Genomic DNA, 14977 nt, shown 5'->3' on the forward strand with positions numbered 1-14977 from the left:
CTATAAGATAAGATGACTATTATTTATGTTTATGTTGCGTTAGCTGTATTTTTCTTAGGTGTTCCGATGCTTAAGGGGCTTATTAATCTTTATCCTGAATATTTGTGGCAATTGGATTTAGGTTATCAAAATGTATTTATTAAAATGCTAGTCTGTAAATGGTCTGTCTTTTTGGCCTTATCCTTAATAGCAGCTGTTGTAATTTTTATTAACATTAAGCTTGCTTTAATTATTCGAAAGAGAATGCTTAAGGCACCAGAGGTAGTAACTTCTGAAAACAAGAAGTTTGATATTTTCTCACAAGTTAATATTTTTTCTGTAGTAGGTAAGCTAAGCATTGTTGGTTGGTTGCCAATTATTATTTCATTAGTGATTGGTATGTTGGTTAGCTCTCTTTGGTTTATTCAATGGGATAAAATATTGTTATATTTAAGCCAACAATCTTTTGGTTCGGCTGATCCTATTTTTCATAAAGATGTTGGGTTTTACTTTTTTTCTTATCCACTTCTGTTAATAATCAAAAATTGGTTATTAAGCATTTTAGTTTCAATTATGGTAGCCGTAGGTCTTATTTATGCTCACTATAAAGCTTTTTCCTTAAAAGGTCTTAGTTTAAAGGTACATTCTGGAGTAAGAATTCACACAAGCTTTTTGTTAGCTTGTTTATTTGGATTAATTGCTTGGGGTTATCAGTTAAGTATGTATGATATGCTTTTTTCTCCTTCAGGCATTGTCTATGGCGCTGGCTATACTGATGTTCATGCAAGCTTGCTTGGATTAAAGCTGTCGCTTCTGTTGGCAATAGTTGTAGCTGTTTTATTTTTAGTTAATATCTTTAGGCAGGCTGTTGTTCTGCCTGTTGTTGCAGTTGTTGTCCTTTTTGTAGTTTATATGTTTATGCGAGGTTTCTATCCTTCGTTAATGAGCCAGTTTATAGTAAAGCCAAATGAAATAGAAAAAGAAAGACCTTTTATTCAATATAGTATTGATTACACTAGGAAAGCTTATGGCTTAGATAAAATATATGAGAGAGATATAAATATAGCAGAGAACCTTTCAGCTCAAGATCTTAAAAATAATGTAGATACTATAGATAATGTTAGATTGTGGGATACTCGACCGTTGCTTAAAACTTTATCTCAATTACAAGAAATTAGGCTTTATTATGACTTTAATGACGTAGATGTTGATAGGTATTGGATAAATGGAAAATATCAGCAGGTGATGCTCTCAGCGAGAGAACTTGATGCCGATAAATTGCCAGTAAGAGCACAAAACTGGATAAATCAGAAACTTACCTATACTCATGGTTATGGGTTGGTAATGATGCCAGTAAATAAGATTTCTAGAGAAGGATTACCTGAATTTTACGTTTATGATATTCCCCACAAGTCTAATATAGACTTAGAGATGAAAAATCTTTCAATTTATTTTGGAGAATCTACCAATAAATATATTATAACAAACACAACAGCCAAAGAATTTGATTATCCAGCAGGTGAGAGCAATCAATATACTGATTATAAAAGTGATAAAGGAATAAAATTAGATAGTTTTTGGAAGAAGCTAGTTTTTGCAATCAAATTTAATGATTTGAAGATTCTTATTTCTGAATACATCAAGCCGGAGAGTAAGGTTATTTTTGACAGAAATATTATGACTAGGGTTAGAAAAATAGCTCCTTTTCTAGTTTATGATAAGGACCCATATGCTGTTGTTGTTAATGGTCAATTATATTGGTTCTTGGATGCTTATACTATCTCTGATAAATATCCATATTCGAATCCATTTTATGGTCAATACAATTACATAAGAAACTCAGTAAAAGTTATTATAAATGCTTATACTGGTCAAACCGATTTCTATATAGTTGATAAAGAGCCAGTAATTATGGCGTATAGTAAAATATTTCCAGATTTATTTAAGCCTGTTAGTGAATTAGGCAAAGAATTTATTGCTCATTTTCGTTATCCTTGTGACTTGTTTTCAGTCCAAGCAAAAATGTATGCTTCATACCATATGACAGAACCACAAGTTTTTTATAACCAAGAAGATCTATGGGTAATACCTAATGAAACGTATGAAAACGATACAAGGCCCGTTGAGCCATACTATATAAACATGAAGCTGCCAGAGGATGATACTCTTACTTTTCGACTAATGCTTCCATTTACCCCAGCTAAGAAAAATAACATGATTGGTTGGATGAGCGCAAATTGTGACCCTGAGAATTATGGAAACTTAACAGTTTATAATTTGCCTAAAGAACAGCTTATTTATGGACCAATGCAGATTGAGTCTAGAATAGACCAAGATACTGAGATCTCTCAACAACTTACTTTGTGGGGACAACTAGGAACTAGAGTTATTCGAGGTAATTTATTGGTTATCCCAATAGGAACTTCCTTTTTATATGTGGAACCTATTTATTTGCAAGCGACCCAATCTAAGTTTCCAGAGTTAAAAAGGATTATAGTGGCTTATAAAAACAGTTTATCAATGGAGGCTACCTTTGAAGAGGCATTGGCAACAGTTTTAAAACTGGAAACACCGACAGCAGTTAAGGGACTTAAAATAGGTGGCGAGAAACCACAAAAAGCTTCAATAAACGAATTGATATCTAGAGCTAAGGGTTATTATCAGAAAGCAGAAAAATCAATTAAGCAAGGTGACTGGAAAGCTTATGGAGATAATATTAACAACTTAGGAAATACTATTGAGGAATTAGAGAAAAACAAGTAAATGGCTGAAAAGATAGTAGTAAAAGATTCAAAACTCCTTGTTCCAGACGAAGTTATTATTCCGTATATCGAAGGTGATGGCATCGGTGCTGACATAACCTTAGCAATGAAGAAGGTTGTTGATTTTGCCTGTGCAAAAATAGATAAAAAAATAGAATGGCTAGAAATATTTGCTGGAGAGAAGGCTTTACAAAAAACAGGCGAGTGGCTTCCAGAAGATACGCTTAATAAAATATCAGAATATATTGTTGCTATTAAAGGACCTCTTACTACGCCAGTTGGTGGTGGGATAAGAAGCTTGAATGTAACACTTAGACAAGTTTTAGATTTATATGTTTGTTTAAGACCAGTTAGATATTTTCAAGGAGTACCTTCTCCCTTAAAGAGGCCAGAGCTAACTGATATGGTTATTTTTAGAGAAAATACCGAAGATATCTATGCTGGAATAGAATGGGCAAGTGGAACGCCAGAAGTTAAGAAAATTATTGATTTTCTTCAAAAGGAAATGAAGGTAACTAAGATTAGATTTCCTGAATCATCTGGTATTGGGATTAAGCCTGTGTCTAAAGAGGGGACCTCCAGACTTGTTAGAGCTGCTATCAGCTATGCAATTGAACAAGACAGAAGCTCTGTGACTTTGGTTCATAAAGGAAATATTATGAAGTTTACAGAAGGAGCTTTCAGAGACTGGGGTTATCAAGTAGCTAAAGAAGAATTTGGCGCTGAGTTAATCGATGGCGGTCCTTGGATGAAAATGAAGAATCCTAATAATGGTAAAGAAATGATTATTAAAGACGTTATTGCCGATGCTTTTCTGCAACAGATACTGTTAAGACCAGAGGAATATGCTGTGATTGCGACATTAAATCTTAATGGAGATTATATTTCAGATGCTTTAGCTGCCTGTGTTGGTGGGATTGGAATTGCGCCAGGTGCAAATATTAATTATTCGACAGGAGTTGCTTTGTTTGAAGCTACGCATGGGACTGCTCCTAAATATGCAAATCTTGATAAAGTTAATCCCTCCTCTTTGATTTTGTCTGCAGTAATGATGTTAGAACATCTCGGTTGGCAAGAAGCTGGCAAGTTAATAATAGATGCTATGGAGAAGACTATTTCATCCAAGAAAGTTACCTACGATCTTGCTAGACTTATGGATGGTGCTACCGAATTGTCTACTTCTGAGTTCTCTGACGCTATCTGTCACAATATGTAAAAATGAGATTTATTGATTCAGGTACAATAATCGAGGTTGTTTCTAAAAAAGTTTCAGAGATTAATTTTTTAATTGATTTAAATATTTTAAATTTTTTTAAAAAAGCTAAAGTTGAGTCTACAGAAAAAGACTTTTTAAATATATTAATTGAAAATTCCAAGATAGCAGATAATAAAAAAATAGCTTTATGCCAGGATACTGGAATAGTAATTGTTTTTGCAAAAATTGGGATTGAAGTTAAATTAGAAAAAAACTTGGAAGAGTTAATTAATTTAGCTGTAAAAAAAGGTTATCAAGACAGTTTTTTGCGAAAGTCGGTTGTTCAAGATCCGCTAGAGAGAATAAATACTGGCGACAACACCCCAGCAATCGTTTATGTGGAGCTGGTTGATGGTGATGTTTTTGAATTACAAGTCATGGCTAAGGGTGGAGGAAGCGAAAATGCTTCTGCTTTATGGATGCTAGACCCAGCTGATGGAGAACAAGGAATTATCGAGAAAGTTGTTGCAAGGATAAAAGAAAAAGGTGCTAATTGTTGCCCTCCACTTTTATTAGGAATAGGTATTGGCGGTGACATGGAGAAAAGTGCGGTTTTGGCTAAAAAAGCTCTTTTTAGGAAGATTGGAGAACGCAACTCAATACAGAGATATGCGTCTTTAGAAAAGAAGATTTTAGCAGAAGTTAATTCGCTAGGTATTGGTGTTGGTGGATTTGGTGGAAAATTAACAGCGATGGATGTTTTTATCGAGATAGCTCCTTGTCACATTGCTTCTATGCCAGTAGCTTTGAATGTTGGTTGTCATAGTACAAGACACTGTGTGGTTAAGTTATAAAATGAAAGAGCTATTCTTGCCCTTAACCAAAGAGGATATAGACAACCTAAAAATGGGAGAATTGGCTTATTTGTCTGGTACTATTTATTCCGCTAGAGACAACACTCACAGTAAACTTATCGAGCTAATCAATAAAGCAGAGCTTCTACCGTTTACGCTTAGTGGAGCAGCGATTTATTACATGGGGCCAACTCCAGCAAGGGAGGGTGTTGTTTGTGGCTCGGCTGGACCTACAACAAGCTCAAGGATGGACAGATACACGCCTGCTTTGTTAGAAAAAGGATTGAAAGTAATGATTGGCAAAGGTAATCGTTCTGCAGAAGTTAAGCAGTCAATTAAGGACAATCATGCTATATATTTTTCTACAATTGGTGGTGCAGGAGCCTATTTAGCTGATAAAATTAAACGAATGAAATGTGTCGCCTTTCCGGAATTGGGGCCGGAAGCTATTTATCAATTAGAAGTTGAAATGTTTCCTGTTATCGTTAGTTATAAATAAACTGAAACTTTTTCTGTTTTCTATTGTCTGAGTATATAAAAGAGGCTAATATTTAATTAGTTCATTAGTTCATTAGTTCATTAGTTCATTGGTTCAATGGTTCAATGGTTCAAGAGCTGCTAAATTTATTTCAAGGGGGTATTTTATGATTAGACAATTCTACGTTGGTGCTACAGGTATGACTGCCTTGGAAAAAGATATGATTAATATCACCAATAACATCTCTAACTCCAAGACAATAGGCTATAAGTCAACAAGAACAGATATGGAAAACATTTTCCCGCAGGTATTAGATAGAGCAGTACAGCGTTTGGATGAATTTAATAAACCAACAAACATTGAGCTAGGTTCTGGTGTAAAAATTGTTGCAACACCTAAGGATTTTAGCCAAGGGACTATTTCTGTAACTAACAATGAATTTGATTTGGCAATTAATGGTGATGGATTTTTCGTATTCCAGTTGGCTAATAACGAAGTTGGTTATGGAAGAGCTGGTAACTTGAATTTAGATAGCAGGGGACAGGTAGTAGACCCAAATGGTAATATTTTACAGCCAGGAATTATTATTCCTGAGGGAACTAAAACAGTGAGAGTTGCACCAGATGGAAATGTTTTTATCACTTTTACCCAAGAGACACAGGAAAGATTTGTTGGTCAAATAACTTTAGCAAAATTTGTTAATCCGGCTGGACTAGAAAGTACGGGAAATAATTTATATAAGCAGACGGTTGCTTCTGGTGAGGCCATGGTTGGGAACGCAGGTGAGGATAATTTAGGGACAATCTCTCAGTTTGCCATAGAATCTAGTAATGTTGACATTATTGGCTCCATGATGGAGATGCTTATAACGCAGAGAGCATTCGATGTTATTTCTAAAGCCATTCAATCAGGCGAAAATATGCTTAAATCAGCTTCAGAAATTGCTAGATCTTAGGTTAATATTTTTCGGTTTATTATTTTCTACCTTAGCGTTTTCAGTGGATGCACGTAAAGACGAACTAATTTTACGTATTGATAATTATTTTTCATATATTAGCTCGTCGGTTACTTTTTCTGTGAATATAGGTGAAATTCCAAAAGGTGATTTAGCTTTTCCCGAGAAATATGTGCAAGGCTATAATGAACTTGGTTTGTTAGGAGATAATTTTTTGCTGGCTAAAAAAGTGCCATTTTATTTAGATATTAAGATTTTAGTTCCAGTTGTTAATGAGCCAATTAAAAAAGGTAAAGTTATTACCAGTCAAGACGTGCTAATGGGATGGAAGCCAATTAAAGATTATAGTAATGGGATAATTTTAGACATTAATAAGCTTATTGGTAAAGAAAGTGTTTTTTATAAAAAAAGTGGTAACATTTTTTATAACAGAGATGTTAAAGTAGTGGATATTATCAAAATGCAAGATGAATGTATGATAAATGCCAACAGTGGAAGTGTTCACATTTCAATGCCAGGTGTTTCGTTGAAAAACGGAAGCTTAGGTAGTACAATTAAGGTTCTAAATAAGCAGACTGGTAGAATCCTAGATGCAAGGGTTGTAGGTAGTAAAAATGTGGAGGTAATAATTAACTGATGTTAGTAAATATTTTAAAGTCAAAAATTCACAGGGCAAAGGTAGTGGATAAAAATATCGCCTATGAAGGTAGTATCACCATCTATGAAGAGTTACTGAAACAGGCTAATATATCTGAATATGAGCAGGTTCATGTTGTTAATGTTAATAATGGCCAAAGGTTTGTAACTTATGCTATTAAAGGAACAAAACAAGGAGAGATTACGCTGAATGGAGCTGCTGCTCGTTGTGCGGAAGCTGGGGATGTGATCATTATTATGACTTACGGAATGATTGATGAGAGCGAATTAAACGGATATGCTCCATTAAAGGTTCTGCTAGGTGAGGCAAACGAAATAGTTAAAATAAGCAAATAGTTCAACTAGGGGGGTCGAGGAATGAAAAAGTTATTATCCTTTTTGGTTTTAGGCTCATTTCTTTTTGCTGGGTCCTTATGGAACGAAGCAAATTCAACACCTTATGGTCCTATAATGGCAAAAAATGTGGGTGATATTCTTTTGATTAATATTGATGAATATCAGATGGCAAGTCAGAAAGCAGACACGCAGTTACGTAGAAATACGGGCATTAAAGGTAATGCTGATTTGTCTTGGTCTCAAGCCGCTAGTTATTTAGATGCCCAAAAATCTGCTGACGATCGTGGTGGTTTTGGTTTTTCGGCAGAAAACAGATTTTCTGGCAGTGGAAGTACGGGCCGTTCAAGTAAATTAAAGGGTGCATTAGCCACTACAATTTATAAAACTGACGGTAGCCAGTTTTATATTAGAGGTTCAAAGACTATCATTGTTAATAATGAGGAAGAAGAAATATCCTTAGAAGGGATTGTCAGGCAGAGTGATATTCAAGCTGATAATTCTATTGATTCATCCAAAATTTCCAACGTAGTTCTTAAGTTAAAGGGATACGGAGATGTTTCGCGAGATCAAGAAAAAGGATTTTTCGCTCAATTATTTGATTGGATATTTTAGTGAGAGGGGTATTATTATGAGAAAAGTTGTTACATTAGTTTTATTTTTATCTCTTTCTTTTTTATTTGCTATGACTTCAAGGGTGAAAGAATTGATTTATTTGGAGGATGCTAGGCCTAATTTAGTAATGGGCTATGGCTTAATTGTTGGACTCAAAAACACAGGTGATTCGCCACAAATAATGTTAACACAAAAATCTATGAAAAATTTATTAAACAAAATGGGACTTTCTTCGGAGGAAAGGGATATACAAGGCAGAAATATGGCTTCAGTTATGGTTACAGCTGAATTGCCTCCCTATGCTAGAAATGGTCAGAAGATAGATGTGAATGTTTCTTCAATAGGAGATGCTGTTTCTTTAAGAGGAGGCACCCTTTTATTGACGCCTTTAGTTGGAGCAGACTCGAAGACGTATATAACGGCTCAAGGGAATATAGTTGTTGGTGGTATTTCCGCGGAATCTGGTGAAGTTAGATATCAAAAAAATGAATCTAATCGAGGAATTATTTCTGATGGTGGTATTGTAGAAAAAGAAGTGCCAATTAAATTAGCTAATGAGCAGTATCTAGTATTAAATTTAAAGAAACCAGATTTTATTACTGCAGCTAGGATAGGTCTAGCGATAGAAGAATCTGGTTTAGCTTATTGTGAGAAAACAGACCCTGCTGCGGTTAAGGTTAGGTTAACGCCAGAACATAAAAAAGATATGGTTGATTTTATCGCAAAATTAATGGACGTACCTGTGGAGCCAGATATCTCAGCAAAAATAGTAATCAGTGAAAGAACTGGAGCGATTGTAATCGGAGAAAAGGTGAGGATTGCACCAGTCGCAATAAATTATGGGGATATAAATATTAAAATAGATAGAGATATTTACGATGTAGTGAACATCAATGTCTCAGAAGCAAAGACAAATTTTAAGGTTGTGCAGAATGGTGACACCTTATCTGACTTAGTTAAATCACTTAATGCTTTAGGTGCTAAACCATCAACAATGATCTCTATATTACAGGCGATTAAGGCATCAGGAGCTATCACTGCTGAAATAGAGGTTATCTAATGTCGGTTAACCCTTTAACATTTGTGGGGAATTCCAGTATAATAGATGTTAGTAAGTTCCAAAATCCTACTGCTGAACAAGAAGCAGAGATTAAACAAGAATTTGCAAAAATGTTTGTTGATAAAGTTTTTATGAATAAAGTGTCTTTAGGAGATATTTTTCAAACTGAAGAAGATGATGAAGAAAATCTTTTTCGGGGTATGTTTTCTAATGATATTTCTAAAATGCTTGTTGATGATATTTTTAGACAACAAGTTGCGCAACAAATGGTAGAAAATGGAACTATAGATTTAGGTTTGGGAGAATAGTTGATGAGTGATGAAATAAAAATAGTTGAGGTTAATCCTGTATATCGAGCTACAGAGGCAGAGACTAGAGTAGAGGCTATACCTGACGATAAAAAAGACGAATTTATTAATTTAATTAAAACAATAGCTGCTGGGATTTTCTCTGGAGGTAGCTTGCCACCTGGAATGGAATTTGATGATTTAGTTAGTTATGGGTGGGAAGGGCTGATGAAGGCCTGGAAGAACTTTAATAATGAAAAAGGAGCGATGTTTAGAACTTATGCTACGTATAGAATTCGAGGAGAGATTCTAGATAACATTAGAAAAGAATGGAAAACTAAGAATCCTGGTTATTCTAAGAAAGTAGACAAAGAAAAAATTAAAGAAAGAATTATGGAATTGGCTAAGGATATGGCAGACAGCAATGAGGAAACGGGCGAAGCAGTCAGTGATCCTGATAGTTCTTTGTATCAGGCTTTAAATAGTTCCGCAATTATTTATTTATTGTCATTAGAAAATATCGAGAATATTTCGACAGCACTTCAACGGCAAGATGTAGGTGACGAAATTATTGGTAGAATTGAACGCTCCAATGAAAGAATTAATCTGCATGATTCTATTCAGAAATTAGCATCAGAAGAACAGCAACTTTTGAAATTGTATTACTATGAAAATAAAAATCAAATGGAAATCGCTAAAATTATGCAAATGTCCAAAAGTAAAATCAGTAGACTTCACATGAAAGTATTAGAAAAATTAAAAAGAAATCTTTCTTACAAGATGGGTAGGAAATGGTCGATTTAACGCTAATATACTAAATATGGTTTATTTGTTTGGGGGGCATAAAACAAAGTAAATACATAAACAGTTAATTTGGGGAAAATGGGGGATAAGATGGTTGACTTAAATGGTATTGTATATGGACAATCATTTGATAGCTTGGAAAAAGCTGTTAAAGCTTCCTCTGTACGACAGAAACAAATAGCGACAAATATTGCTAATATTGAGTCTGGTAATTTTCAGAAATTAGACTTTGATTCTGCATTAGATAAGGCAAAAATTAAGCTAGGCAATAAAGAAGCATTAATGGATCAAGAAATGACTAAATATGCAGAAAATAATTTAAAACTTACCTCCTATGCGAATTTGCTTTCCACTAAATTGAAGACAATGAAGAAAGTCGTAACTCTTGGCAAAGGAGGCTAGTTATGCGTAATTTTTTTTTAATTTTATGCTTATCTGTCTTTGTTTATGCGGATGTATTTAATGTTATGGGAGTTAGTAGTTCTGGGATGATAGTACAACAACAAAAACTACAGGCAATAGCAGAGAATATTGCTAACATGAACACTTATAAAGCTAGTGATGGTAGTGCTTACAAAAGAAAGTCAGTAGTAGTGCGAACAATGCCCGGTACTAATGAACCTTTTGTTTCGGAAGTTAATAGTGATCAACAATCTGTACAGAAGATTTATGATCCTAGCAACCCAATGGCAGATGCGGATGGATTTGTTTCTGTATCTGGATACTCTCTTTCTCAAGAGATGTCTGATATGGCTGTTGCTAGAAGAATGTATGAGGCTAATGCTGCTATTTTTAGTTCAGCAAAGCAAGTTGCTCAAACAATAATGAATATAGGGAAGTAATTATGGCTGGTGAAGTTAATATTGTGAATGGTATGGGTGTTGGTAAAGTTGAAGGACTTTATAATATTTATACAATAAAAAACAAAACGAATGAGGATATTGTCTTAACTGATAATTTATTTCAGTTAGCTTTAGAAAAAGCAGTTGAGGGTTTAAATAGAATAAGTGAACAAGAAATCAAGGCAGATGCTTTGGTTCAAGAGTATGTTAATGGCAACGTTCCACTTGAAGAGGTTATTATTCAGATGGAAAAAGCTACCGTCGCGATAAGTCTTGCTATGACAGTTATCAATTCTGCAGTTCAAACTACTAAAGAAATTCTGCAAATGGCTGTATAATAGTAAGTTATGGTAGATGTTAATGAAAAAGAAATTGATGAAACCTCCGTTGAAGAAGATGGAAGCTATGAAGGTGTAACAACCTCAAAAACAGGTTTTCTTTATAATAGATGGGTACAAATTGGCATTGCTGTCTTTGTTGTGCTTTTATTTATTTTAATAGGTATTGGGTTTTTCGTTCGTTATAGTTCAACTAAAAATATTAAGCAAGAAGACGGCAAGAAGTCGATCGTTAATAAATCTTACAAATTCGTTAAAGTATTTGAATCGATTACGCCAATGGATGCTGCACAGATCAGAAAAGTTCTTAGTTATGAAAATATTCCCTTTGAATCAGTTAGGGATGGTCGTGTTCTCAATGTTTTAGTTCCAAAGGAATATGCAGATCAGGTTAAGTTGAAAATGGCAGAACTTGGTTTGCCTGAGGGAGGCATTGTAGGTTTTGAGATTTTTGATGAAGCTGCGGGACTTGGTGCAACTGATTATGATAGAAGGATTAAATATATTCGCGCAATCAGTGGTGAGCTATCAAGGATAATTTCCACCATGGAAAACATTAATAGTGCAAGAGTGCAAATTGTTATGCCAGAGAAAACATTATTTGGCGAAAAAGTTGCAGGTTCTACTTCTGTTATTTTAAATATTAGGGATGGGGCGATAGTAACTGATGAACAAGTTAAAGGTATCATGCATTTGGTTGCGAGTTCAGTTGAGAACCTTACACCAGAAAATGTAGCAGTTATTGATAATAAAGGAGAAATTTTAAGTGACAAATTAAAGAAAAATATAATATCCAAACAATTTGATGATTTCATTAAAATGCTAAGAGTTTCTGCTTCTGATGAGGAATCTCCATTAGAATTGTTGCTAAAATTTAAAAAAGAATTAAAAGACAATTATGAAATAACTTATACATCAAAAGTGAAGGATGTTTTGAAAAAATTATATCCAGAAGGTAGCTTTATGGTATATACAACGGTTATTTTAACTGAATCAGCTAAAGAAAGTTCCCCATTTGAAATAGGTAAGATAAACATTGCTATTATTTTAGACAACACAAATGTTTCTCTTAATTTTAATCAGGAAGTAAAAGCAAGCACTTTTCAGCTAGTTGCATCTGTAGTTGATTATGTTTCTGGAAGAGATAGCATTGTTATTGAGCTAATGCCTTTCGTTAATATTGAAGCAACTAAAGATATAGATATTAACAAGGGAAAGGAAGAGTTTATCAATAGATTAGAGGGAAGTTATGGTAGCGGAGGGAAGAAGCAGAAGAATAATACGTGGATTTTTTTGATTTTTGGGTTTTTGGCATTGTCCTCAGCTGTTGTTATTTTTGTTGTTTATGCTTTATCAAATAAAGAAACTGAGGAAGTCAACGATAGTGACGAGTTAGATGATAATTCCATTGTTGAGTTGGAGTCGAGAGAAGAGGATATTGATTTTTCTTTGGAAAAATTTAGGTCTTTTGTTAATAATAATGAAGAGATGGTAATTAAGAAAATTACTAAATGGATGAGGAACGATGATGTTTAAAAATAAACAAAAAGCAATAATTGTTTTCTCAATGCTAGGAGAAGTTTTTTCTGATAGTATTTTGCGTAAGTTGCCGAACGATGTTTTTGAAAAGGTCCAAGAGGAAGTGTTGCCTTTTGTAGGACAAATTCCTTTGCCTGATGACATAGATGCCTTTGTTTTAGATAACATTCTGAAAGACGAAGAGTTGTTAGATATTGAGGAAGAAGAAGAGTTTATAGCTGAGATAAAAGAAGAAAATATCTTAGAATTAGATGGAGATATTTTTTTAGCTAAAGCTCCCTTGGAATCAGTAGTTTTTGTTTTAAAACAAGAAAAACCTATTTTTCAGGTTTTTTTAATCACCTTTTTTAATGAAGAAACTCAAAAACTTTTAAAGCAGTTGTTAATGGAAAGTGGAGTTAATTTAATTAAGGATTTTCAAAAGACGGCAATATTAGAAGGCGTGGAGGCCAAAGTTAAAAAAGAATTTATTGAAAAAGTTAAGGCACATATAAAACAAGAAATAAAGGTATAAAATGTCTTTAATAAAAAAAAACCAAATAAGATATGGCAAAGAAACTTCTTGTAATTCAATTTTAAAGTCAACTTCTCAGAAATTTCAGCTTAATTTATCAATACCAAAAGATAAGATTGAAGAGGAAATAAAACTATTGAAGCAAGAATTAATGAAGGAATCCGAGTCTTGTCTTTTGCAATTAGAAAATGAGAAAATCTTAATTAAAAACAAAGAAAAAGAGTTAGAACAGAAGCTTACAGAGCTTGATAATGAAAAAAAATTATTATTTTCTGATATAGCTGCAGCTAAAGAAAAGGCAATAAAAGAAGCTTCTGATAAAGGATATTCTGATGGCAAAAAAAAGGGTTATGATGATGGGATAGTCAAAGGTGATGCAGAGGGAAGGATAGATCATGACAAAGCCAGGAAAGCATACGAGGAAGCTTTGTATGACTTAATTGATAAGTTTAAAGAGCTCGATGAATATAAAAAAGAAATATTAGTTAATACAGAACCATACTTAATTAGTTTGCTAGATGTAATTGTAAAAAAACTCTTGTCACGATCTATAGATATAGACAAGAACATTATGATTGAAGTTGTTAGAGAAGCGTTATTACCAGTTACTAGTGGTCATGGTCTTACAATAAAAGTCAATCCTGAAAATGTTCAGCATTTAGAGGATAACAAGACCAAGTTACTGTCGGAGTTTATGTCAATAAAAGAATGTACTATAGTGGGGGATTCTGATGTTTCGCAGGGTGGGTGCCTTATCGAAGCTAACTTTGGGGTTATTGATTCTAGAATAGAATCGAAGATGCAGAGTATTAAGGATTTAATCCAAAGCATACAGGGGGCAGACATTCAAAAGAAAAGCGAGAATATTGTCCCTGATATTCTCGCTGTGAAGAGCGACACATTAGCTTCTGACAATGACCTTTTTGGCAATGGTGATGACCTTTTGTCTCTTGATGACGATCTTGATATCAATTCTTTTGACTTCCTTACAGACGATGACGAATAATAAATCAGTAAAGTTTTCCCAATATATCAAAAAAATAGAAAAGATGGAGCCTTTGCACAAGGTCATAGGCAAAGTTGTCGAAGTTGTTGGTTTGGTTATTGAAGCTTATTTACAGGGAGCCAGGGTTGGCGATGTTTGTTTAATACAGGTTTCTGCAGAAAACGAATTAAGAGCTGAAGTCGTTGGATTTAAAGAAAGCCGAGTATTGTTAATGCCTTTTGGACCAATAGAAGGCATAGGTCCTGGTAGCTTGGTTTATTCTACGGGAAAACCTTTGATGGTAAAGGTAGGCCAAGGTCTTTTGGGAAGAGTTCTTGATGGATTGGGTGATCCCATTGATGGGTTTGGTGAATTATCTTTTGAGACGGAGTATCCTTTGGATAGGAATCCGCCAGATCCAGTTAAACGTCCTAGGATAAAAGAGGTATTGGAAACAGGCATCAGGGTTATTGATGGTTTGTTGACTTTTGGTAAGGGGCAACGTATTGGTATTTTTGCAGGTTCTGGGGTTGGTAAGTCAACAATTATGGGACAAATGGCTAGACAGTCCACTGCTGATGTCTCTGTTATTGCACTGATTGGGGAAAGAGGTCGTGAAGTTAGAGACTTTTTGGAAGAGTCTTTGGGCGTAGAGGGACTAAAGCGCTCCGTTGTAATAGTTGCTACTTCTGATAAGCCACCACTGATTAGATTAAAAGGAGCATTAGTTGGAACAGCGATTGCTGAGTATTTTCGTGATCAAGGGAAAAATGTTCTTTT

The 14977-nt window shown here is 34.3% G+C and carries 18 protein-coding genes; all 18 read left to right on the forward strand.

What is annotated here, in order from left to right:
• Nucleotides 1-12: 12 nt before the first annotated feature.
• Nucleotides 13-2742: a UPF0182 family protein gene (locus PHF25_02830; GenBank protein MDD4526954.1), complete on the forward strand. Its 2730-nt coding sequence runs from the start codon at nucleotides 13-15 to the stop codon at nucleotides 2740-2742.
• Nucleotides 2743-3957 carry an NADP-dependent isocitrate dehydrogenase gene (gene icd, locus PHF25_02835; protein MDD4526955.1) on the forward strand — a complete coding sequence of 405 codons (1215 nt, stop codon included), beginning with the start codon at nucleotides 2743-2745 and terminating at the stop codon, nucleotides 3955-3957. It begins immediately after the preceding gene.
• A gap of 2 nt (nucleotides 3958-3959) precedes the next feature.
• Nucleotides 3960-4790 carry a fumarate hydratase gene (locus PHF25_02840; protein ID MDD4526956.1) on the forward strand — a complete coding sequence of 277 codons (831 nt, stop codon included), beginning with the start codon at nucleotides 3960-3962 and terminating at the stop codon, nucleotides 4788-4790.
• Nucleotide 4791: 1 nt separating this feature from the next.
• Nucleotides 4792-5289: a FumA C-terminus/TtdB family hydratase beta subunit gene (locus PHF25_02845; GenBank protein MDD4526957.1), complete on the forward strand. Its 498-nt coding sequence runs from the start codon at nucleotides 4792-4794 to the stop codon at nucleotides 5287-5289.
• Between the two features lie 145 nt (nucleotides 5290-5434).
• Nucleotides 5435-6223 (forward strand): flagellar hook-basal body complex protein, encoded by a 789-nt coding sequence (locus PHF25_02850; protein MDD4526958.1) that lies wholly within the window; start codon nucleotides 5435-5437, stop codon nucleotides 6221-6223.
• A gap of 43 nt (nucleotides 6224-6266) precedes the next feature.
• Nucleotides 6267-6860, forward strand: a complete 594-nt coding sequence (gene flgA / locus PHF25_02855) for a flagellar basal body P-ring formation chaperone FlgA (protein ID MDD4526959.1) — start codon at nucleotides 6267-6269, stop codon at nucleotides 6858-6860.
• A complete protein-coding gene (locus PHF25_02860) occupies nucleotides 6860-7216 on the forward strand; it encodes an aspartate 1-decarboxylase (protein ID MDD4526960.1) in 357 nt (118 codons plus the stop codon). The genes flgA and PHF25_02860 overlap by 1 nt, the downstream gene beginning before the upstream one ends.
• Before the next feature lie 21 nt (nucleotides 7217-7237).
• Entirely contained in the window at nucleotides 7238-7828 is a 591-nt protein-coding gene (locus tag PHF25_02865) for a flagellar basal body L-ring protein FlgH (protein ID MDD4526961.1), read from the forward strand.
• A gap of 16 nt (nucleotides 7829-7844) precedes the next feature.
• Nucleotides 7845-8888: a flagellar basal body P-ring protein FlgI gene (locus PHF25_02870; protein MDD4526962.1), complete on the forward strand. Its 1044-nt coding sequence runs from the start codon at nucleotides 7845-7847 to the stop codon at nucleotides 8886-8888.
• Nucleotides 8888-9196: a hypothetical protein gene (locus tag PHF25_02875; protein ID MDD4526963.1), complete on the forward strand. Its 309-nt coding sequence runs from the start codon at nucleotides 8888-8890 to the stop codon at nucleotides 9194-9196. The genes PHF25_02870 and PHF25_02875 overlap by 1 nt, the downstream gene beginning before the upstream one ends.
• 3 nt (nucleotides 9197-9199) lie before the next feature.
• Nucleotides 9200-9979, forward strand: a complete 780-nt coding sequence (locus PHF25_02880) for a sigma-70 family RNA polymerase sigma factor (GenBank protein ID MDD4526964.1) — start codon at nucleotides 9200-9202, stop codon at nucleotides 9977-9979.
• A 90-nt stretch (nucleotides 9980-10069) separates the two neighbouring features.
• Entirely contained in the window at nucleotides 10070-10381 is a 312-nt protein-coding gene (locus PHF25_02885) for a hypothetical protein (GenBank protein MDD4526965.1), read from the forward strand.
• Between the two features lie 2 nt (nucleotides 10382-10383).
• On the forward strand, nucleotides 10384-10821 hold the full coding sequence (locus tag PHF25_02890; protein MDD4526966.1) for a flagellar basal body rod C-terminal domain-containing protein: 438 nt from the start codon (nucleotides 10384-10386) through the stop codon (nucleotides 10819-10821).
• 2 nt (nucleotides 10822-10823) lie between these two features.
• The gene (locus tag PHF25_02895) at nucleotides 10824-11159 is read left to right on the forward strand and encodes a flagellar hook-basal body complex protein FliE (GenBank protein MDD4526967.1); all 336 of its coding nucleotides are present in this window, start codon (nucleotides 10824-10826) and stop codon (nucleotides 11157-11159) included.
• A gap of 9 nt (nucleotides 11160-11168) precedes the next feature.
• Nucleotides 11169-12695, forward strand: coding sequence for a flagellar basal-body MS-ring/collar protein FliF (gene fliF / locus PHF25_02900; protein ID MDD4526968.1), 1527 nt, complete (start codon nucleotides 11169-11171; stop codon nucleotides 12693-12695).
• A complete protein-coding gene (locus tag PHF25_02905; GenBank protein MDD4526969.1) occupies nucleotides 12685-13212 on the forward strand; it encodes a hypothetical protein in 528 nt (175 codons plus the stop codon). Before fliF ends, PHF25_02905 begins: the two co-directional genes overlap by 11 nt.
• 1 nt (nucleotide 13213) lies before the next feature.
• Nucleotides 13214-14218 carry a FliH/SctL family protein gene (locus tag PHF25_02910; GenBank protein MDD4526970.1) on the forward strand — a complete coding sequence of 335 codons (1005 nt, stop codon included), beginning with the start codon at nucleotides 13214-13216 and terminating at the stop codon, nucleotides 14216-14218.
• Nucleotides 14219-14261: 43 nt separating this feature from the next.
• The coding region (locus tag PHF25_02915) for an EscN/YscN/HrcN family type III secretion system ATPase (GenBank protein ID MDD4526971.1) at nucleotides 14262-14977 on the forward strand (716 nt) is incomplete at its 3' end.

It is taken from the genome of Candidatus Margulisiibacteriota bacterium, from assembly GCA_028706105.1.
Lineage (GTDB): Bacteria > Margulisbacteria > Riflemargulisbacteria > GWF2-35-9 > DYQY01 > DYQY01.

Excerpts from the sequence above, each read along its gene's own strand:
- icd (MDD4526955.1), top strand. The coding sequence starts at position 2,743 with ATGGCTGAAAAGATAGTAGTAAAAGATTCAAAACTCCTTGTTCCAGAC.
- PHF25_02895 (MDD4526967.1), top strand. The coding sequence starts at position 10,824 with ATGGCTGGTGAAGTTAATATTGTGAATGGTATGGGTGTTGGTAAAGTT.
- fliF (MDD4526968.1), top strand. The coding sequence starts at position 11,169 with ATGGTAGATGTTAATGAAAAAGAAATTGATGAAACCTCCGTTGAAGAA.
- PHF25_02845 (MDD4526957.1), top strand. The coding sequence starts at position 4,792 with ATGAAAGAGCTATTCTTGCCCTTAACCAAAGAGGATATAGACAACCTA.
- PHF25_02850 (MDD4526958.1), top strand. The coding sequence starts at position 5,435 with ATGATTAGACAATTCTACGTTGGTGCTACAGGTATGACTGCCTTGGAA.
- PHF25_02905 (MDD4526969.1), top strand. The coding sequence starts at position 12,685 with ATGATGTTTAAAAATAAACAAAAAGCAATAATTGTTTTCTCAATGCTA.
- PHF25_02875 (MDD4526963.1), top strand. The coding sequence starts at position 8,888 with ATGTCGGTTAACCCTTTAACATTTGTGGGGAATTCCAGTATAATAGAT.
- PHF25_02890 (MDD4526966.1), top strand. The coding sequence starts at position 10,384 with ATGCGTAATTTTTTTTTAATTTTATGCTTATCTGTCTTTGTTTATGCG.
- PHF25_02865 (MDD4526961.1), top strand. The coding sequence starts at position 7,238 with ATGAAAAAGTTATTATCCTTTTTGGTTTTAGGCTCATTTCTTTTTGCT.
- PHF25_02830 (MDD4526954.1), top strand. The coding sequence starts at position 13 with ATGACTATTATTTATGTTTATGTTGCGTTAGCTGTATTTTTCTTAGGT.
- PHF25_02910 (MDD4526970.1), top strand. The coding sequence starts at position 13,214 with ATGTCTTTAATAAAAAAAAACCAAATAAGATATGGCAAAGAAACTTCT.
- PHF25_02880 (MDD4526964.1), top strand. The coding sequence starts at position 9,200 with ATGAGTGATGAAATAAAAATAGTTGAGGTTAATCCTGTATATCGAGCT.
- PHF25_02860 (MDD4526960.1), top strand. The coding sequence starts at position 6,860 with ATGTTAGTAAATATTTTAAAGTCAAAAATTCACAGGGCAAAGGTAGTG.
- PHF25_02885 (MDD4526965.1), top strand. The coding sequence starts at position 10,070 with ATGGTTGACTTAAATGGTATTGTATATGGACAATCATTTGATAGCTTG.
- PHF25_02840 (MDD4526956.1), top strand. The coding sequence starts at position 3,960 with ATGAGATTTATTGATTCAGGTACAATAATCGAGGTTGTTTCTAAAAAA.
- PHF25_02870 (MDD4526962.1), top strand. The coding sequence starts at position 7,845 with ATGAGAAAAGTTGTTACATTAGTTTTATTTTTATCTCTTTCTTTTTTA.